This is a genomic window from Cypionkella sp. (genome assembly GCF_036782355.1).
In the GTDB taxonomy this organism is placed as follows: domain Bacteria; phylum Pseudomonadota; class Alphaproteobacteria; order Rhodobacterales; family Rhodobacteraceae; genus Cypionkella.
This window is the reverse complement of record NZ_DAIPZF010000021.1, coordinates 41,119-59,759: the sequence shown is the minus strand read 5'-3', so window position 1 is coordinate 59,759 and position 18,641 is coordinate 41,119. Positions and strand designations below refer to the sequence as shown.

Here is an 18,641-nt window from a genome sequence, read left to right as displayed (position 1 = left end):
CCTAGGCTAGACGTTATTCAAGACGGGTCTAAAGAATGGGTCAGAACCGCCTTTAATTCGGCGATTCTGAAGCGCGCTTTTGCTCTTTATGCGCCACGGCTGCGGGTAGAACGCAAAGCATTTCATAAAGTAGATTTGCTGCTACCAAAGCCGTTGTTCCGGCCATATCATAGGGTGGAGAGACTTCGACCAGATCGCAGCCGATCAGATTAAGCCCAGCACAGCCGCGAATAATCTCAAGGCCTTGCCAAATCGTCAGCCCGCCGATTTCTTGTGTGCCGGTCCCGGGTGCAAAGGCGGGGTCAAGACTGTCGATATCATAGGTCAAATAAACCGGCGTGTCGCCGATTTTATCACGGATCTGCGCCATCAGAGGCGCAAGCGATTTATACCAGCAGTCTTCGGCCTGAATAACAGTCCATCCATTCTTGCGCCCCCAATTGAAGTCATCAGGGGAATAGCCGGTACCGCGCAGGCCAATCTGGAACACTTTGTCATTTTGCAAACAGCCGTCTTCAAAGGCGCGACGGAACGGCGTTCCATGGGCAATCTTTTCGCCAAACATCTCATCGTTAATATCGGCATGAGCATCGACATGGATCAAAGCCACCGGCCCATGTTTTTTGGCCATTGCCCGCAAAATCGGCCATGTCAGCGTATGGTCGCCCCCCAGTGTCAGCGGGATCGCATTATGGCTTAAAACCTCATCATAATGCGCAGTTATAATATCAACTGATTTCTTCAGATCAAAGGTATTGATCGCAACATCGCCAATATCGGCCACCTGCATTGCCTCAAACGGCGCAGAGCCAGTTGCCATATTGTAAGGCCGCAGCATGACGCTTTCAGCACGAATTTGGCGCGGCCCATGGCGGGTGCCCGAGCGGTTGGAGGCACCAATATCCATAGGAATTCCAATAAAGCAGGCATCCAAACCTGCGGCCGAGGTTGCCGCTGGTAGCCGCATCATCGTGGTTGGGCCGCCAAAGCGCGGCATATCATTACCACCGAGTGGCTGATTATAAGCGGAGGCTGTTGGATTTGTCATCGCGGTCTCACCAAAGTCAGGGCATCTTTGACAAGCTGCCAGTTTTGGTAGGGGCTGCATAGGCCAAACCCACACCTTTTGCAGAGCGATGGCTTAATCTTGCACGCGAAGCTTTGCCTATTCGAACGATTGCGCTCAATTGGCCGAAATGGGCTTGGCCTTATCAGCCGCCTCGGCCAAGCTCTGCAAAAAGGCAAAGGGCACAGCATGACAGATTTTCTTATCATTGGCGGCGGTATCGCAGGCGTTTCGGCAGCGGCACGGCTGTCGCATCTAGGCTCGGTCGTGCTGCTCGAGGCCGAACCCGCGCTTGCGCATCATGCCTCTGGCCGTTCGGCCGCGCTTTACGAGCCGCGCTATGGCCTTGCCCCGGTGGTCGAACTCTCGTTGGCCTCGGGCGACTATTTTCGCAGCACACCCAATATCCTGTCGCCGCGCGGGATGATGATCCTTGGCAAAGCCGGCGAAGATGCGGCCTTTGCCCATGACATCGCCTCGATGGAGCTGCCCGAGGTTTCGGTCGATGAGGCCCGCGCGCTGGTGCCGATTTTGAACCCGCAGGTCGTCAAACGCGCAGCCAAGGCCGATCATGCTTGGGACATCGACACCGATCTTTTGCTGCAAGGCTTTGCCCGCGAAGCCCGCCAAAATGGCGCGCAGCTGCTGACGAGCGCGCGGGTGACGGCGATCGGCAAAACCGCCACTGGTTGGCAGCTGCAAACCAGCGCTGGCGATTTCGCGGCCACCACCCTGATCAATGCCGCCGGCGCTTGGGTGGACGAGGTGGCAAAACTGGCCGGCGTCGCGCCCTTGGGGTTTCAGCCCAACCGCCGCTCGATGGCGCGCATCCCCGCCCCCGCAGGGCTGGATGTCAGCGGCTGGCCGATGATGTTTGGCTGTGGCGAGACATGGTACGCCAAGCCTGACGCAGGCGCGCTGATCGTCTCGCCCGCCGAAGAACACCCGATGCCGCCGCATGACGCTTGGGCCGACGACATGGTCTTGGCCGAAGGGCTTGCGCGCTATGAGGAAATGGTCACCGAACCGGTGACGCGGCTGATCTCGAACTGGGCGGGGCTGCGCACCTTTTCACCCGACCGCTCGCTGGTGATTGGCCGCGATGTCGATCAGCCCGATTTCTTTTGGCTCGCAGGCCAGGGCGGCTATGGCTTTCAATCCGCCCCCGCCGCCAGCCAATTGGCCGCCGATCTTTTGGGCGAAGGTCGCTCGCCGCTGGGCGCCAGCCTGATCGCCGCCCTGTCGCCGGCGCGCTTTGCATGACGACACCGGACACCCTGCCCGATGGCCGCCGCCTGCCCGCCGCAGCCCAGCGCAACGCGGCCCCCATCTTGCACCTGCTGCAAGGCCAAAACCTGCACGGCCCACTGTTGGAAATCGCCTCGGGCTCGGGTCTGCATGCCGCCCATTTTGCCGCAGCCCTGCCACAGGTGATCTGGCAGCCGACCGATCTTGCGCCGCAGAACCTGGCCTCGATCACCGCTTGGACGCAGGCGCTGCCCAATGTGCTGCCCGCACTCACGCTGGACGCCTGCGCGCCCGGCTGGCACCGCCGCTTTGCCCCGCAAAACGCGGTTTTGCTGGTGAACCTTTTGCATCTGATCTCGGCCCCTGCCGCAGAAATCCTGCTGGCCGAGGCCGCCGCCTGCCTTGCCCCAAAGGGGCGCTGCTTTTTCTACGGCCCCTTCCTGCGCGATGGCCAGACCACCTCGGCAGGCGATGCCGATTTTGATGCCGCCCTGCGCGCCCAAGACCCCGCAATCGGCTACAAGGATCTGGCTTGGGTGACAGAAAGGCTGGCACGGGCCGGCCTTGCCTGCCAGATCACCCCAATGCCCGCCAACAACCTGATGCTGATCGCCAATCACATTCAATAAATCGCATTTAATTGACTCATGTCAAAGCAGCCTGCCAGCCCCCCTGCCAAACAGGGCGCATAAAAGGAGCCTGCCATGAGCTACAAAGACAAATCCGCCCAAATGCGTGCCGAGCTGCGGGCGATGAACAAACTGATCCCACAAACCTCGGCAGCCTTCGCGGGCCTGTCGAAAGCTGCCAAAGAAGAGGGCACGCTTTCGGACAAAGAACGCGAATACATCGCCCTCGCCATCGGCATCAGCCAACGCTGCGAACCCTGCATCAGCTTTCACGTCGAGGCTTTGCAGAAAACCGATGCAACCCGCGCCGATCTCTCTGCACTTTTGGCGATGTGCATCCAAATGGGCGGCGGCCCGGCGCTGATGTATGCCGCCCATGCGCTGGCCGCTTGGGATGAAATGGCGGGCTAAGTCCCTGCCCTGCCAAAGAATAGGAATTCTTTAAAACCTGCGACGGAACCAGCCGCGCCTGACGTTTACATCACATGCAAGAAATAGAATTTAAGGAAACGCCATGAAAATCCTGCTGACCCTGACCGCCCTGCTGCTCTCAACCCCCGCCGCCTTTGCCCAAACCGGCATGCCCGGCGCGCATTTCATCGAGAACTGGGATCTCGACGGCAACGGCGCCGTCACAGCCGCCGAAATCGCCGAAAAACGCAGCGACGTTTTCGCAAGCTTTGACGCCGATGAAAACGCCAGCCTCTCGGCCGCAGAATACGCCTTGTTTGACGAGGCCCGCGCCAATGATCAGGCGCAAATGGGCGGTGGCCACGGCAAGGGCATGCAAAATCTCGAGGCCCCCATGCAGCGCAGCTTCAACGACTCCGATGCCGACGGCGAGGTCAGCGCTTCGGAATGGGCCGCAGCCAGCCCCAAGATGTTCGCAGCCCTTGATCGCAACGGCGACGGCAGCATCACCACCGCGGACTTCGGCGCGAACTAAGTCGGTCCCAACCAAAAATCAGGCGGCAGGTCCCCCCTGCCGCCTTTCATCTTGGCCCAAATATCCTGGGGGAGCGCAGCGGGGGCAAAGCCCCCTCAACCGTCCAGCCGGATGCGCGCATTGGCAGGATCAAACGGGCTGTCTTCGGTCACAACACAGTCCCACAGCGCGCGATTGATCCGCACCTGCAACTTCTGCCCCGTCACCGCCAGATCAGGCCGCACATAGCCCATGCCGATCTGCTTGCCAAAGGCCACCGAATAACCGCCCGAGGTCAGGCGGCCAATCTTCTCGCCCTGATGGATCAAGGCTTCCTTGCCCCAAGGGTCGGTATCGGCAGGCCCGTCAATCAGCAGCGTCACGCATTTCGACCGAATCCCCAGATCCAGCATCGCCTGCTTGCCGTGGAATTCCTTGCTCAGATCCACAAAGCGGTCCAAAGCGGCCTCAAGCGGGGTGGCGTCGCGGCCCAATTCATTGCCAAAGGCGCGATAGCTTTTCTCTTGGCGTAGCCAGTTTTGCGCCCGCGCCCCCACCAGCTTCATGCCGTGCTTTTCGCCCGCCTTCAGCAGCAAATCCCAAAGATAGCGCTGCATCTCGATAGGGTGGTGCAATTCCCAGCCCAATTCGCCGGTATAGGCCACACGGATCGCATTCACCGGACACATGCCCAGCTCGATCTTGCGCGCCGATAGCCAAGGAAAGCGCTTATTCGACAGCGCGGTTTCGGGGAATTCGTCTTTGATGACTTCGGCCAAAATCTTGCGCGCATTCGGGCCTGCAAGCGCAAAGACGCCCCATTGCGTGGTGACATCCTGAATTTCGATATAGCCAAACTCGGGCGCCTTATCCTCGGCGCATTTGCGCAGATAATCGGCGTCATAGGCGGTCCAAGCCCCGGCCGAGACAAGGTAATAGTCATTCTCGCCATTGCGCACGATGGTATATTCGGTGCGCGTGGTGCCCTGCGGGGTCAGCGCATAGGTCAGATTGATCCGCCCCACCTTTGGCAGCGCGTTGCAGGTGAACCAATCCAGAAACGCCGTCGCGCCGGGGCCTTTGACCACATGCTTGGTAAAGGCCGTCGCATCAATCAGGCCTGCGGTTTCGCGAATGGCCTTTGCCTCTTCAACCGCATATTGCCACCAGCCCCCGCGCCGGAATGAGCGCGAATTATGGTCGAAATCCTCGGGCGCGTTCAGCGGGCCGTAATAGATCGGACGCTCCCAGCCGTTGACCTGACCAAATTGCGCGCCCAGCGCCTTTTGGCGGTCATAGACCGGGGCGGTGCGCAAGGGGCGGCAGGCTTCACGCTCTTCATCAGGATGGTGCAGAATGAAAACGTGGTCGTAGCATTCCTCATTCTTGCGCGCCGCATATTCGGTGGTCATCCAAGAGCCATAGCGGCGCGGATCAAGGCTGGCCATGTCGATCTCGGCCTCGCCGTGCACCATCATCTGGGCAAGGTAATACCCCGTGCCGCCCGCCGCCGTGATGCCAAAGCTAAAGCCTTCGGCGATCCACATATTGCGCAGACCGGGCACCGGGCCAACCAATGGGTTGCCATCGGGGGTATAGCAGATCGGACCGTTGAAATCATCCTTCAACCCCACCACTTCCGAAGACGGAATGCGGTGGATAAAGTCCATATATTCTTTCTCGATCCGCTCGAGGTTCAGCGGGAACAGATCGGCGCGGAAGCTGTCGGGCACCGAATATTCAAAGCGCGCCGGCGCGCCCTTCTCGTAAGGGCCAAGGATCCAGCCGCCACGCTCTTCGCGCACATACCATTTGGCATCGGCGTCACGCAGCACCGGGTGCTCGGGGTTGTTCTTGCGGTATTCTTGCAGCATCGGATCGGGTTCGGTGACAATGAACTGATGCTCGACAGGGATCGCGGGGATCTTGATGCCCAACAGTTTCGCAGTGCGCTGCGCGTGGTTGCCGGTGGCGGTGACCACATGCTCGGCGCGGATCTCGAACTTTTCTTCCGAGGCGACCAGATTGCCGCCCTTATCAACCATGCGCGTGCAAGACACGATCCATTCAGACCCCGTCCATTTATAGCCATCCACCTGAATCTTGCGCTCGATGGTGGCGCCGTGCTGACGCGCGCCTTTGGCCATGGCTTGGGTGACATCGGCAGGGTTAATATAGCCGTCTTGTGGGTGGTAAAGCGCGCCGATCAGATCATCGGTGCGCACCAAGGGCCAGCGGTCCTTGATCTGCGCGGGTGTGAGGAATTCATGGTAAACCCCCGCCGTCTCGGCCACCGAGGAATAGAGCATGTATTCGTCCATACGCTCGGCTTTTTGCGCCATGCGCAGGTTGCCTACCACCGCAAAACCGGCATTCAGGCCGGTTTCAGCCTCAAGCGATTTGTAAAAATCGACCGAGTATTTGTGGATATGGGTGGTGGCATAAGACATGTTGAACAAGGGCAGCAGGCCAGCCGCATGCCAAGTCGAGCCCGAGGTCAGCTCGTCACGCTCGACCAACATGGTATCCCAACCGGCTTTGGCCAGATGATAGGCGATCCCGTTGCCGACAGCACCGCCGCCGACGACCAAGGCTTTGACATGGGTTTTCATAAGCGACTCCCCCGAAGGATGGACAAAAGATTTGGCCCATATGTGCCCGATGCAGGGGGGCACGGGCAAGGGCCGCCGACACTCGCCAGATAAAAACGACATGGGTGGTGAAAAACGGCAATCGGCCCGAAGAATCTGAGTTTCATTAATCGCGAATTCACCTTCCCACTGTTCAATGGGCGCATCTTCACGCGTCAGGTCCAAGGTTTTTTGGCAATGCTTGGATTCCTGCGCGCAGACCACAAGAGGAGTGCCTATGCTTAAAACCCTAAAGTCTCTGCGCCTTGGCGCTGTGCTTGCCGCTTTTGCGGCCCCCACTTTGGCCGAAACCGCACATCATTGGACCTATGAGGGCGCCGAAGGCCCAGATCATTGGGCAGAGGTGGCCGAAGGCGCGGGCGCTTGCGCTGCGGGCCAAGAACAATCGCCCATCAATCTGGCCGGCGCCTTGCCCGCCGATGCGCCCGATGTCACGATCGGTTGGGCAAGCAACACCGATTGGTCAGTGCAAAACAATGGCCATACCATTCAGCTAAACCCCGCCGGCGATGCGGGGAAAATTAGCGTAGATGGCAAAGATTATGCGCTGTTGCAGCTGCATTTCCACCATCCGGCCGAACACGCTATCGGCGGGATGCGCTCGCCAATGGAAGCGCATTTTGTTCATAAGGCCGCAGATGGTGCTTTGGCGGTGATTGGCGTGATGCTGGTCGGTGGCGGCCAAGCGGGCTGGATGGATAAAATCATGGCTGTGGCACCATCGACCCCCGAGAGTGTGGTTTGGGGTATGCAAGACCCGCGGGTGCTTTTGCCACCGGATCGCAATTTTTTCCGCTATCAAGGCTCCCTAACCACGCCGCCTTGTTCGGAGGTGGTGCTTTGGACGGTGCTGCACCAACCCGTTGCGGTCTCGGATGCAGCGCTTGCAGCCTTTGCCGCGCTGTACGAGATGAACGCAAGACCCTTACAGCCGCTAAACCGCCGATTTTTGCTGACCGAATGATCAGCGCCGAAACGCCGAGATAATGGCCGCGGCGGCAAAGCATATGGCCGCGGCCGAGACGATGGACGGCCCGGCGGGGGTGTCTTGCCATAGCGATAGGCTTAGCCCCGCAAGGCAGGCCAGCGCGCCAATGACACTGGCTATGACCGCCATGGCCTCGGGCGTGCGCGACACCGCTCGCGCCGCTGCGGCCGGAATGATCAACATCGCCGCGATTAAAAGCGCGCCGACGATCTTTAGCGCCACCGCCACCACCAACGCCAACGCCAGCGTCAGCACCAAGCGCTCGCGGTCGGGGTTCAGCCCCGAGGCATGCGCCAGATCTTCGCTGAGCGTCGCGGTCAAAAGCGCCTGCCAGCGCCAAACCAACAGCCCCAGCACAATCACAGCCCCGCCCCAGATAAAGCCAAGATCCATCGGCGTCACCGCCAGAATATCGCCAAACAAATAGCTTGAAAGATCCGCCCGTACCCCCGGCACATAGGAAATCGCCACCAAACCAAAGGCCAGCGCCGAATGCGCCAAAACCCCCAGCGTGGTGTCCATCGCCCAGCCCTTTGCCGCCAAGGTCGAGACCGTCAGCGCCATGGTCAGCGCCACGATCAAAGTGCCCGCCGCAATCGGCAGATGCAGCGCCAGCGCCATGGCCACGCCCAAAATCGCCGCGTGGCTGGTGGCGTCGCCGAAATAGGCCATCCGCCGCCAGACCACAAAACTGCCCAAAGGCCCCGTCGCCACGGCAAGCCCAAGCCCCGCCAGCCCCGCCCGGATCAGAAAATCATCAATCATGCGCGTGATCCTCGTGGGCGTGATGCGAATGGCCGTGGCCGTGGTCATGGCTGTGGTCGTGCTGATGCTGGTAAAGCGCCAGCGCCCCCTTGGTGCCCAAACCAAACAGCGCGCGATATTCCGGCGCGTTTGACACCACCCGCGGCGTGCCCTCGCAGCAGATATGGCCGTTCAGGCAGATCACCCGATCCGAGGCCGCCATCACCACATGCAGATCATGGCTGACCATCAAAATCGCCGCCCCCGTCTGCGCCCGCACCTCTTCGATCAGACGGTAGAACGCCGCCTCGCCGGGCTGGTCAAGGCCTTGGGTCGGCTCGTCCAAGATCAGGATCTGCGGGTCTGACAGCAGCGCGCGCGCCAAAAGCACGCGCTGAAACTGCCCACCGGACAGCGCCGCCATCTGCCGCGCCTCGACATCGGGCAGACCCACCCGCACCAGCGCCGCCGTGGCCTCGGCATCGCTGACCCGCTTGGGCAGCGACAAGAACCGCCGCACCGTCATCGGCATCGAGCGATCGACGCTCAGCTTTTGCGGCACATACCCCAGGCGCAGCCCCAGCGCCCGCCTGACCTGCCCCGCCGACAGCGGCACAATCCCCAAAAGCGCGCGCAACAGCGTCGATTTGCCCGAACCATTCGGCCCCAGAATGGTGACAATCTCGCCCGCCTCGATCGCCAAAGAGATGCCCGACAGCACCTCGGCGCCGCCAAAGCGCACGGCAAGGTTTTGCGCTGACAACAGGCTCATGCCGCAGCCCCTTGGCAGGCGGCACAAAGGCCCAAGGCCTCGATGGTGCTGCGTTCAATCACAAAGCCGCTCTGCTCTGCCGAGGCCGCAAGCGCCTCGATCACCGGGCTTGCAGCCGCCTCGGCGACCAGATTGCACTGGCGGCAGATCAGAAAGGCCGGCGCATGGGCCTCGCCGGTATGCATGCAGGCGGCAAAGGCGTTCAGGCGCTGAATGCGGTGGGCAAGGCCTTGATCTGTCAGGAATTCAAGCGCGCGATAGGCCACGGGGGGCTGGTTGCCAAAGCCATCCGCCGCCAGCCGTTCCAGCACCTCATAGGCCCCCAAAGCGCGATGGTTTTCCAGCAAAATCTCGAGCGTGCGGCGGCGCACCGGGGTCAGCCGCAGCCCCTTTTGCTGCACCATCGCCTCGGCGCGCGCCAAGGCCTCGGCGCTACAGGCGGCGTGGTCGTGCTGGGCAAAGGCCAAATCCGGCGCTTCGCATCCAAGGCAGGTGCTGTGATCTGACATCGCGGCCTCTTGACTGTTATGATATAACATAATACACCCACCTCCAGCGACTGAAAAGGGATAACCATGCGTTATATCATATCACTTCTATTGACCAGCCTCGCCCTGCCCGCTTGGGCGCAGGTGCCGCAGGTCGTGACCGATGTTCCGCCGGTGCAGGCCCTGACAGCGCAGGTGATGGGCACGCTTGGCACGCCAGTTTTGCTGCTGGAAAAGGGCGCAGACGAGCATGACTTTGCCCTGCGCCCCAGCCAAATGCGCGATATCGCGACCGCAGATCTGGTGGTTTGGGTGGGCCCCGAGCTGACGCCTTGGCTGGACCGCGCTTTGGCGGCAAACCCTGCGCCTGCCTTGGCGCTGCTGGATGATCCGGCCACCCAGACCCAGACCTACGCCCCGGGTCACGCCGAAGAGGAAGGCTCTGGCATCGACCCGCATGCCTGGCTGAACCCACAAAACGCCATTGCTTGGCTCGACCTGATCGCCGCCCGCCTTGCAGCCCTCGACCCCGAACATGCCACAACCTATGCCGCAAATAGTGCTGCCGCCAAAGCGCGTGTTGCCGCAATGGACACCGAGATTGCAGCCGCGCTTGCGCCTTTGACTGACAAAAGTTTCGTCACCTTTCACGCGGCTTATGGCTATTTCACCGCGCGGTATCAGCTTCAGGCTGCGGCCTCGCTGGCCTTGGGCGATGCCTCTGCCCCCGGGGCGGCACGGATGTCCGAGCTTGCCGCGCAACTGCGTGCCGGCCATTACAGCTGCGCCTTCCCCGAGATGCAGCATGACCCTGCTTTGCTGACCCAGATCATGGCGGGCAGCAACACCAAACTGGGCGCGGCCCTTGATCCTGTCGGCTCAAGCCTCGACTTTGGCCCCGATGCCTATGATGCCCTGATGCGGGGCCTTGCGAAAAACCTCAGCGATTGCCTGTATCCATAGCTTGACCCAGAGCAAATTTTCAGCCCTTCTCCGGCGCAGGGCGCAAGGGGCACAAATGACGAGTTTTGGAACCACAAAAGACGGCACGCAGGTGCATAAGATCAGCCTTGCTGCGGGGGATCTGCGGGTCGATCTGCTGACGCATGGCGCGCGGGTGCAATCGGTGCGGCTGGCAGGCGTGGCACATGATCTGACGCTTGGCTCGGAAGATCTGGCCGAATACGAGGGCGGGCACGGCTATCACGGCGCGCTGATTGCGCCTGTGGTCAACCGGCTGACAGGCGCACGCGCGCCGCTTTCAGACCGCAACTTGCAGCTAGAGGTGAACTTTAACGGCAAACATTCGCTGCACTCAGGGCCCTCGGGTGCCCATGCCCAAGTTTGGCAGGTCTTGCGCGCCACGGCGACCGAGGCAGTCTTGGCGCTGGATCTGCCCGATGGTCTGGGCGGCTTTTCCGGCAACCGCCATATCGAGGCGCAGTATGTGATCGAGGCTCCTGCCACGCTGCGGTTGACCATCACCGCCCACAGCGATGCCGAAACCGTGTTTAACGCCGCCAATCACAGCTATTGGAACCTTGACGGCAGCGCCGAGATCAGTGGCCACAGCCTGCGCATCGCGGCCGAGCATTATCTGCCCGTAGACGCCGATTTCGTGGTAACAGGCGAGGTGCGCGCGGTAGAAGCAGGCTTTGATCTGCGCGCGCCCCAAACCCTATCGGCGCAAAGCGTGGATCTGGACCATTGCTTTTGCCTCAGCCGGGCCCCGATGCCGCTGCGCGATGTGCTTTGGCTGCAAGGCCAAAGCGGCCTGCGCATGACCCTTGCCACCACCGAAGCCGGCGTTCAGGTCTATGATTGCCGCCACGACGGCTTCAAGGGCCTTGCCATCGAGGCGCATGCCTGGCCCGATGCGCCCAACAAACCGCAGTTCACCCCGATCAGCCTTGCCGCGGGGCAGACCCGCCAGCAAGTCACCGAATGGCGCTTTGATCGTGGCTGAAGCCCCCCGATCCGCCGCCGCGGTGACCGGCAAAGCCATCAAAGGCCGTTGGGCAGTGGCAGGCTTTTTTGCCACCAATGGCTTTATCATGGGGGCTTGGGCGGCGCAGATCCCGCTGCTGCTGCCACGCCACCAAATCAGCACAACCACGCTGGGGCTGCTGATCCTTGTGCTGGGCCTTGGCGCTGTGCTGGCGATGCTGTTTTCAGGCCGCCTGATTGCGGCGCATGGCTCGCGGGCGATGACGCGCGCCTTTGGCCTTGCCGCCCTGCCCGCGTTGCCCTTGGTGGTCTTTGCGCCCAACCTCTGGGTCTTGGTGCCGGCGATGGCGGCGATGGGGGCGGTTCTGGGCTGCATGGATGTGGCAATGAACGCCAATGCAGTCGAAGTCGAACGCAGGCTTGGCCGCGCGATCATGTCCTCAAGCCATGGGTTTTGGAGCCTTGGCGGTTTTGTGGGCGGACTGGCAGGCAGCTATGTCATTGCGCAGGCGGGCGCGCAGGTGCAGGTGCTGCTGGTGGCAGCATTCTCGGCGCTGCTCGTGGCGCTGGCCTGGCCGCATCTGATCACCGAGGCCGCAGAGCCAAAACCCGCGCCCGAGGACAAAAAGGCCCAGCTGTTTCCGCGCGATCTGAACCTGTGGCTTTTGGGCTTTATGGCGCTGTTTTCGATGGTGCCCGAAGGCGCTGTGCTCGATTGGGCCGCGATCTATCTGGGGCGCGAGCTTGGCTCTGATCTTTTCCGCGCCGGGCTTGGCTTTGCCTTCTTTGCAGCCAGCATGGCCAGCATGCGCTTTGCCGGAGACGCCATTCGCAACCGCTTCGGCGCGGTCAGAACCCTGCGGCTGTCAGGCGCAATCGCAGCGGCTGGACTTCTGGGCGGCGCGCTGGCCCCCGGCGATATTGTAGCCATCGTCAGCTTTGCTGTCGCGGGCTTGGGCGTGGCGAATATGGTGCCGATCTTGATTTCCGCGGCAGGCAACCACCCGACGCTGGCCTCGGGCACTGCGCTGTCAACGGTGACGATGGTGGGCTATGCCGGCATTCTGATCGCGCCCAGCGCCATTGGCTTTGCCGCCGATCACATCGGTTTTCGCGCCACCTATGCAGCGCTTGCGGTGGTTTTGCTTTTGGTCAGCGCGCTGGCAAACCGCGCCGCCGCCGCCGACCATCTTCGGCGGGGCTGACGCGGTCAAACCCTTCAGGCGGCGTTACGCGCCCAGAAAGTCGGTCTTGCCGATCTCGACGCCATTGGCGCGCAGGATCGCGTAGCAGGTCGACATGTGGAAGTAAAAGTTCGGCACCGCAAACAGGTGGTAATAGTCAGAGGCCGGAAAGCTCAACTCGCGCGGGCCAGCCTTTAGGGTGATGGTCAGGGCTTCGGCGTCTTTAAAGGCCTCGGCTGGCACGGTGGCGATGAATTCAAGCGTCTTGGCGACGCGGTCTTTCAGCTCGGCCAGCGTGGTTTCGCTGTCTGCAAAGCTGGGAACCGGCAGCCCCGCCAACCGCGCGCAAGCGCCTTTGGCATGATCGCAAGCAATCGTCACCTGACGCCAAAGCGGCAGCATATCGGCGATCAGGCGCAGCTGCGGCATCACCTCGGGTTTGATGTTTTTGGCGGTCTGATGCGCCTCGGCTTTTTCAAGGATCTTTGAAAGCGCCGTCAGGGAATGGGTAAAGACAGGAACAGGAGATTGCATGATGCACCTTTGCAAAGCAGATTTTCTGCCCGCATCAAGGCGATCAATTCAGCGCAAAAGCAAGGGGCGCCATCACCGACGCCCCAAGATTTTGCGCTAAAGCCCCAAGCACCAGCGCATCACGGCTTTTTGCGCGTGCAGCCGGTTTTCGGCCTCGTCAAAGATCACCGAATGCGGGCCGTCCATCACCGCACTTGTCGCCTCGTCATTGCGGTGCGCGGGCAGGCAATGCATGAACAAAGCGTCTGGCTTGGCATGGGCCATCAGCGTCTCATTCACTTGATAGGGGCGCAGTTGATTGTGCCGGCGTTCCTTGGCGGATTCAGGGTCATGCATCGAGACCCAGGTGTCCGTCACCACCAGATCGGCGCCAGCAAAGGCCTTGACCGGATCGCGTTCAATGGTGACGCGGCTGCCTTTGCCGCGGGCAAAGCCCACAAAATTTGCTTCAGGATCAAGTGTTTCAGGGCCGGTAAAGGTGAAATCAAAGCCAAACTGGCCGGCCGCGTGCAAGAAAGAGGCGGCGACATTGTTGCCGTCACCCGCCCAGACCACCTTTTTGCCGGCAATCGGGCCGCGATGTTCCTCGTAGGTCATCACATCGGCCATGATCTGGCAGGGGTGGGTGCGATTGGTCAGCCCGTTGATCACCGGAACCGTGGCATGTTCGGCCATTTCCAATAGCGTCGCCTCTTCGAAGGTGCGGATCATGATCAGATCGACATAGCGCGACAGCACGCGGGCGGTGTCGGCAATGGTTTCGCCGTGGCCAAGCTGCATTTCCTTGCCCGAAAGCACCATGGTCTGCCCGCCCAATTGACGCACGCCGACGTCAAAAGACACCCGGGTGCGGGTCGAGGGTTTTTCGAAAATCAGCGCCACCATGCGGCCCGCAAGCGGCTGATCGTCATCCGGCGTGCCCTTGGGGCGGTTTTGGCGTGCGCGTTTCATCGCATGGGCGCTGTCGATCATCGCCCGCAACTCGGGGGCGTCGGTTTTGTGAATATCGAGAAAATGCTTCATGTTTTGGTTCTTTCTGACAGGCCGCCGGGGGTTTCCCACCCCCGGACCCCCGTGGGATATTTTTAGACAGGCGAAAGGGTTAGAGCGTGGCTTCCAGCGCGGTTGCGGCGCGATCAAGGCGGGCGAGGGCCTCGGTGATCTCGGGAGCTGAGATGTTCAGCGCCGGCAGCAGGCGGATGACATTATCAGCCGCAGGCACCGTCAGCAGATGTTCGCCGTAGGCGGCTTTGACGATATCAAGGTTGCTGGCCTTGCATTTCAGCCCCAAGATCAGGCCTTGGCCGCGCACGGCCTCGAAGACTTGCGGATGCGCTGCGACCAGACCTTCAAGGCCTTGACGGAACTGTGCGGATTTTTGGCTGACGGCATCGAGAAAGCTGTCCTCGGCAACGATCTGCAAGACCGCCAGCCCAACGGCGCAGCCAAGCGGATTGCCGCCATAGGTCGAGCCATGGCTGCCTGCGACCATGCCAGAGGCCGCAGCCTCGGTGGCAAGCACTGCACCCAAGGGAAAGCCGCCGCCGATGCCTTTGGCGACCATCATGATGTCGGGGGTCACGCCTGCCCATTCATGGGCGAACAGCTTGCCACTGCGCCCCACCCCGCATTGCACCTCGTCAAAGATCAGCAGTGTGCCGGTGCTGTCGCACAGATCGCGCAGGCCTTTCAGGCATTGGTCGGGCACCACGCGGATGCCGCCCTCGCCCTGGATCGGTTCGATGATCACGGCGCAGGTTTGATCAGTAATTGCGGCCTGCAAGGCGGCATGATCGCCCCAAGGCAGTTGCCTGAAGCCCGGCATCAAGGGGCCAAAGCCCTTGGTCATTTTCTCAGAGCCCGCGGCGGCGATGGCACCGGTGGATCTGCCGTGGAAGGCGCCGTCAAAGCTGAGGATCTGCACGCGGTCGGCTTGGCCACGTTCATAGTGGTATTTGCGCGCCATTTTGATCGCAAGCTCGGCGGCCTCGGTGCCGGAATTGGTGAAGAACACCGTATCGGCGAAGGTCTTGTCCACCAGCATTTCAGCCAGCTGTTGTTGCTGTGGGATTTGATAAAGGTTCGAGACATGCCAAAGCTGCCCTGCCTGTTCGGTCAGCGCCGCCACCAAGGCAGGATGGGCATGGCCCAGCGCATTGACCGCAATGCCCGCGCCAAGATCCAGATATCGGCTGCCCTCTTGCGTGATCAGCCAAGAGCCTTCGCCTTTGACAAAGGCAAGCGGCGCACGGTTATAGGTGGGCAAAACGGCAGAGATCATGATCGTGACCTTTCACGGGAAAGCCAAGGGTTAGCCAAGGCGAAGGGGGGAAGTCAACGGAAATGCCTTGAGGCGCAAGGCAAGCGCGATCAAACGTCAGCGGTGCTGGCGTCGGGGACGGGCGATAATGGCGGTCCGGTTGATCATGCAGCTGTGGTTAGCGCAAAGTGCAGGCTCTGTAAAGTTGTCAGATCAGGCGGCGGGCCAGCTGGTTTTGCCGCGTGATCACGCGGGGCAGATCAATCGTGGTGACCATGCCACCCCGCACCACCGCGCGGCCTTCGACAAAGAGATCGCGCACCCGGGTCGGGCCGCAGAGGATCAGGCTTGCGACCGGATCCCAAGAGCCGGCAGCCTCGATCCCCGAGACATCCCAGATCGCGATATCGGCGCGTTTGCCGGTCTGAAGGCTGCCACAATCGGGCCGCCCCAGCACGCGGGCACCGCCCAGGGTTGCGACCTCGAGCGCCTCGCGCGCGCTTAGCGCCGTGGCCCCCAAGGCGACGCGCTGCAACAGCAGAGCTTGGCGCGCCTCGAGCAGCAGATTGCCGGCGTCATTGCTGGCAGAGCCGTCCACCCCCAGCCCGACCTTAACCCCAGCATCGCGCATCGCCCGCAGCGGGGCTATGCCCGAGCCAAGCCGGCAGTTCGAGCAGGGGCAATGTGCCACACCGGTGCCCGAGCGCGCAAAGAGGTCGATCTCGCCTGCGTCAAGTTTCACGCAATGCGCGTGCCAGACATCATCCCCCGTCCAGCCCAGATCTTCGGCATATTGGCCGGGGCGGCAGCCGAATTTGGCCAGCGAATAGGCGATATCTTCTTCGTTTTCAGCCAGGTGGGTGTGCAGCATCACGCCCTTGTCGCGCGCCAAAACCGCCGCATCCCGCATCAGATCGCGCGACACCGAAAAGGGCGAGCAGGGCGCAATGCCCACCCGCACCATCGCCCCTTCGCGGGGGTCGTGGTGCGCGTCCACGACGCGAATGCAGTCTTCCAGAATGGCAGCTTCGGCTTCGACCAGACTGTCGGGTGGCAGGCCGCCATCGCTTTCGCCGATGCTCATCGCGCCACGGGTGGGATGAAAGCGCAGACCAACCTCTTGTGCGGCGGCAATGGTATCATCCAGCCGCGCGCCATTGGGAAACAGATAAAGGTGATCCGAGGTCAGCGTGCAGCCAGAAAGCGCCAGCTCTGCCAGCCCGATTTGCGCCGAAACGAACATCTCTTCAGGGCCAAATTTCGCCCAGATCGGATAAAGCGTTTTCAGCCAGCCAAACAGCAGCGCGTCCTGCCCCCCCGGCACGGCGCGGGTCAGGGTTTGGTACAGATGGTGGTGGGTGTTGACCAAACCGGGGGTCACAACGCAGCCCTTTGCCTCGATCACCTGACCTGTGGTTGTCAGGCCTTGGCCGACAGCGGCAATCACACCGCCTTGGATCAGCACATCGCCCTGCGCGATTTCTGCGCGCTGCGCGTTCATCGTGACAACAACATCGGCGTTGCGGATAAGAATTTCGGTCATGACTGCCCCTTTGCACCACCCCCTTCGGTGGATCGGGACCATGACGCCAGAAGGGGGACAAAGGACGCGTCAGGCCCTGATTAGCAAAGCTTGCAGTCCAGCCAAAGCGAAAAGTGCTAGGCGTTCAGCAGCGCCATCGCCTCGGCGTGGATCTGCGGGTTGGCGGCGGCCAAGACCTGCCCGCCATTCAGGCAAGGCTTGCCCTGCCAATCGGTGACAAGCCCGCCAGCAGCTTCGATCACCGCAATCGGGGCTTGCACATCATAGGCTTGCAGACCTGCCTCGATCACCAGATCGACTTGGCCCGCAGCCAAAAGGGCATAGCCATAGCAATCCATGCCATAGCGCACCAATTTGGCCTGCGATGCGACACGGCGAAAGGCGGCGGCTTCGGCAGGCGTGCCGACTTCGGGAAAGGTCGACAGCAAAATCGCTTGATCCAAGACGCGCGGCGCACGGGTGCGCAGATCGGCGCGGCCAGAGGGGCCGTTGACCTCGGCCCGGCCCAAGCCACCCTCGAACCGCTCGCGGATATAGGGCTGATCAATCAGCCCATAGATCACCCCAGAGGCATCACGCACCGAAATCAGCACGCCCCACGTTGGCGTGCCTGACAGATAGCCACGGGTGCCGTCGATCGGGTCCAGCACCCAAGTCAGCCCCGAAGTGCCGCTGGTTGCACCATATTCTTCGCCCAAGATCGCGTCATTCGGCCGCCTGCGCGCCAAAATCTCGCGCATGCGCTGTTCCGACAGCCGATCCGCCACGGTGACGGGGTCAAAGCGTTCGGCCTCTTTGGTATCGGCGGTCAATCCGGCAGAGCGAAAATGCAGCAAGGTCGCTGCCCGCGCGGCATCGGCCAATTCGGCAGCAGTCTCGATCAGATCCTGAGCATCGAATGCAGTCATAGTTCCCCCCAGCAGAAATCCAGAGACGCTTGTGCAAGCGGGCTAGCGCCTCTGGTGCAGCGGGTCAAGTCTGGCTGCGGGTTAGGCGGCTTCGCTTAAGACACGGGCCAGATCAAACAAGCGGCGACGCAGTGCCTCGGGAATGGCGTAATAGGACCGCACCAGCTCTAGCGCCTCTTTGTCAGCCATCATATCGACATCGGGCTGAACAGCGTCTTTGGCATCCGACAGGCCTTCAAAGAAAAAGGCAATCGTCACGCCTAAAGCATCCGAAATATCCCAAAGCCGCGAGGCGCTGACGCGGTTCATGCCGGTTTCATATTTTTGGATCTGCTGAAATTTGATGCCGACTTTGTCTGCCAGCTGCTGCTGCGTCATGCCGATCATCCACCGACGATGGCGGATGCGTTTGCCGACATGGGCGTCAACGGGGTGCTTCATAACAGTCTCCAATATATCATTCCGTAACTGGCCTCTACAAGCAGATTTCATGCCAAAGCAGGGGGCCGACAGCAGAAAGAGTAAGTATTTTTAGCAAGTACCTAAACCTATCTTTTTGGATATGTCTAATTATACAGTAGGTATAGTTAATTGATCTAATTCGGCAAAAACGCCCAAAAGGGTCAAGGCACCCCTCCGCACTCGCCCCCTGCGTGCGTATCATTTATCGTTTCATTTTGCAAAGATTTGCACCTATTTTTTGCAATATGCAAAGCTTCCGAACGCAAAAAGACGGATATTCTCTGGCTTTTGT

Annotated in this window: 19 protein-coding genes; 8 read left to right on the top strand and 11 right to left on the bottom strand. The window is 61.0% G+C overall.

The window, feature by feature from the left end; all coding sequences use genetic code 11:
* Positions 1–52: 52 nt before the first annotated feature.
* On the bottom strand, positions 53–997 hold the full coding sequence (gene speB / locus V7Q10_RS09915; RefSeq protein WP_333868930.1) for an agmatinase: 945 nt from the start codon (positions 995–997) through the stop codon (positions 53–55).
* 258 nt (positions 998–1,255) lie between these two features.
* Between speB and V7Q10_RS09910 the strand changes: the two genes are divergently transcribed.
* From V7Q10_RS09910 to V7Q10_RS09895, 4 genes are all read left to right on the top strand, one after another.
* Positions 1,256–2,329, top strand: a complete 1,074-nt coding sequence (locus V7Q10_RS09910; RefSeq protein WP_333868928.1) for an NAD(P)/FAD-dependent oxidoreductase — start codon at positions 1,256–1,258, stop codon at positions 2,327–2,329.
* Entirely contained in the window at positions 2,326–2,943 is a 618-nt protein-coding gene (locus tag V7Q10_RS09905) for a DUF938 domain-containing protein (protein ID WP_333868927.1), read from the top strand. The genes V7Q10_RS09910 and V7Q10_RS09905 overlap by 4 nt, the downstream gene beginning before the upstream one ends.
* 75 nt (positions 2,944–3,018) lie before the next feature.
* Positions 3,019–3,354, top strand: coding sequence for a carboxymuconolactone decarboxylase family protein (locus tag V7Q10_RS09900; RefSeq protein WP_333868926.1), 336 nt, complete (start codon positions 3,019–3,021; stop codon positions 3,352–3,354).
* Between the two features lie 103 nt (positions 3,355–3,457).
* On the top strand, positions 3,458–3,889 hold the full coding sequence (locus tag V7Q10_RS09895) for an EF-hand domain-containing protein (protein ID WP_333868925.1): 432 nt from the start codon (positions 3,458–3,460) through the stop codon (positions 3,887–3,889).
* 95 nt (positions 3,890–3,984) lie between these two features.
* Here V7Q10_RS09895 and V7Q10_RS09890 read toward each other — a convergent pair whose 3' ends face one another.
* Positions 3,985–6,480, bottom strand: a complete 2,496-nt coding sequence (locus V7Q10_RS09890) for a GcvT family protein (RefSeq protein ID WP_333868924.1) — start codon at positions 6,478–6,480, stop codon at positions 3,985–3,987.
* Between the two features lie 256 nt (positions 6,481–6,736).
* Between V7Q10_RS09890 and V7Q10_RS09885 the strand changes: the two genes are divergently transcribed.
* The gene (locus tag V7Q10_RS09885; RefSeq protein WP_333868923.1) at positions 6,737–7,483 is read left to right on the top strand and encodes a carbonic anhydrase; all 747 of its coding nucleotides are present in this window, start codon (positions 6,737–6,739) and stop codon (positions 7,481–7,483) included.
* Here V7Q10_RS09885 and V7Q10_RS09880 read toward each other — a convergent pair whose 3' ends face one another.
* Genes V7Q10_RS09880 through V7Q10_RS09870 form a run of 3 tightly spaced genes read right to left on the bottom strand, consistent with a single transcriptional unit; the run spans position 7,484 to position 9,532 of the window.
* Positions 7,484–8,272, bottom strand: a complete 789-nt coding sequence (locus V7Q10_RS09880) for an iron chelate uptake ABC transporter family permease subunit (RefSeq protein WP_333868922.1) — start codon at positions 8,270–8,272, stop codon at positions 7,484–7,486.
* The gene (locus tag V7Q10_RS09875; protein WP_333868921.1) at positions 8,265–9,023 is read right to left on the bottom strand and encodes a metal ABC transporter ATP-binding protein; all 759 of its coding nucleotides are present in this window, start codon (positions 9,021–9,023) and stop codon (positions 8,265–8,267) included. Before V7Q10_RS09875 ends, V7Q10_RS09880 begins: the two co-directional genes overlap by 8 nt.
* Entirely contained in the window at positions 9,020–9,532 is a 513-nt protein-coding gene (locus V7Q10_RS09870) for a Fur family transcriptional regulator (protein WP_333868920.1), read from the bottom strand. The genes V7Q10_RS09875 and V7Q10_RS09870 overlap by 4 nt, the downstream gene beginning before the upstream one ends.
* Positions 9,533–9,598: 66 nt before the next feature.
* On the opposite strand from V7Q10_RS09870, the gene V7Q10_RS09865 reads away from it, so the two are divergent.
* From V7Q10_RS09865 to V7Q10_RS09855, 3 genes are read left to right on the top strand one after another with little or no spacing between them, the layout of a single operon-like run.
* A complete protein-coding gene (locus V7Q10_RS09865; protein ID WP_333868919.1) occupies positions 9,599–10,474 on the top strand; it encodes a zinc ABC transporter substrate-binding protein in 876 nt (291 codons plus the stop codon).
* Positions 10,475–10,529: 55 nt separating this feature from the next.
* Positions 10,530–11,477, top strand: coding sequence for an aldose epimerase family protein (locus tag V7Q10_RS09860; RefSeq protein WP_333868918.1), 948 nt, complete (start codon positions 10,530–10,532; stop codon positions 11,475–11,477).
* Positions 11,470–12,663: an MFS transporter gene (locus V7Q10_RS09855; protein ID WP_333868917.1), complete on the top strand. Its 1,194-nt coding sequence runs from the start codon at positions 11,470–11,472 to the stop codon at positions 12,661–12,663. Before V7Q10_RS09860 ends, V7Q10_RS09855 begins: the two co-directional genes overlap by 8 nt.
* 24 nt (positions 12,664–12,687) lie before the next feature.
* Here V7Q10_RS09855 and V7Q10_RS09850 read toward each other — a convergent pair whose 3' ends face one another.
* The 6 genes from V7Q10_RS09850 to V7Q10_RS09825 form a co-directional block, all read right to left on the bottom strand.
* Entirely contained in the window at positions 12,688–13,176 is a 489-nt protein-coding gene (locus tag V7Q10_RS09850; protein ID WP_333868916.1) for a DUF1993 domain-containing protein, read from the bottom strand.
* Between the two features lie 96 nt (positions 13,177–13,272).
* A complete protein-coding gene (gene argF / locus V7Q10_RS09845; protein WP_333868915.1) occupies positions 13,273–14,199 on the bottom strand; it encodes an ornithine carbamoyltransferase in 927 nt (308 codons plus the stop codon).
* 79 nt (positions 14,200–14,278) lie between these two features.
* Positions 14,279–15,457, bottom strand: coding sequence for an aspartate aminotransferase family protein (locus tag V7Q10_RS09840; RefSeq protein WP_333868914.1), 1,179 nt, complete (start codon positions 15,455–15,457; stop codon positions 14,279–14,281).
* 187 nt (positions 15,458–15,644) lie between these two features.
* Positions 15,645–16,979, bottom strand: coding sequence for an 8-oxoguanine deaminase (locus V7Q10_RS09835; RefSeq protein ID WP_333868913.1), 1,335 nt, complete (start codon positions 16,977–16,979; stop codon positions 15,645–15,647).
* A gap of 116 nt (positions 16,980–17,095) precedes the next feature.
* On the bottom strand, positions 17,096–17,887 hold the full coding sequence (locus V7Q10_RS09830; RefSeq protein ID WP_333868912.1) for an inositol monophosphatase family protein: 792 nt from the start codon (positions 17,885–17,887) through the stop codon (positions 17,096–17,098).
* Positions 17,888–17,968: 81 nt separating this feature from the next.
* Positions 17,969–18,328 (bottom strand): helix-turn-helix domain-containing protein, encoded by a 360-nt coding sequence (locus tag V7Q10_RS09825; RefSeq protein WP_333868911.1) that lies wholly within the window; start codon positions 18,326–18,328, stop codon positions 17,969–17,971.
* Positions 18,329–18,641: the final 313 nt, after the last annotated feature.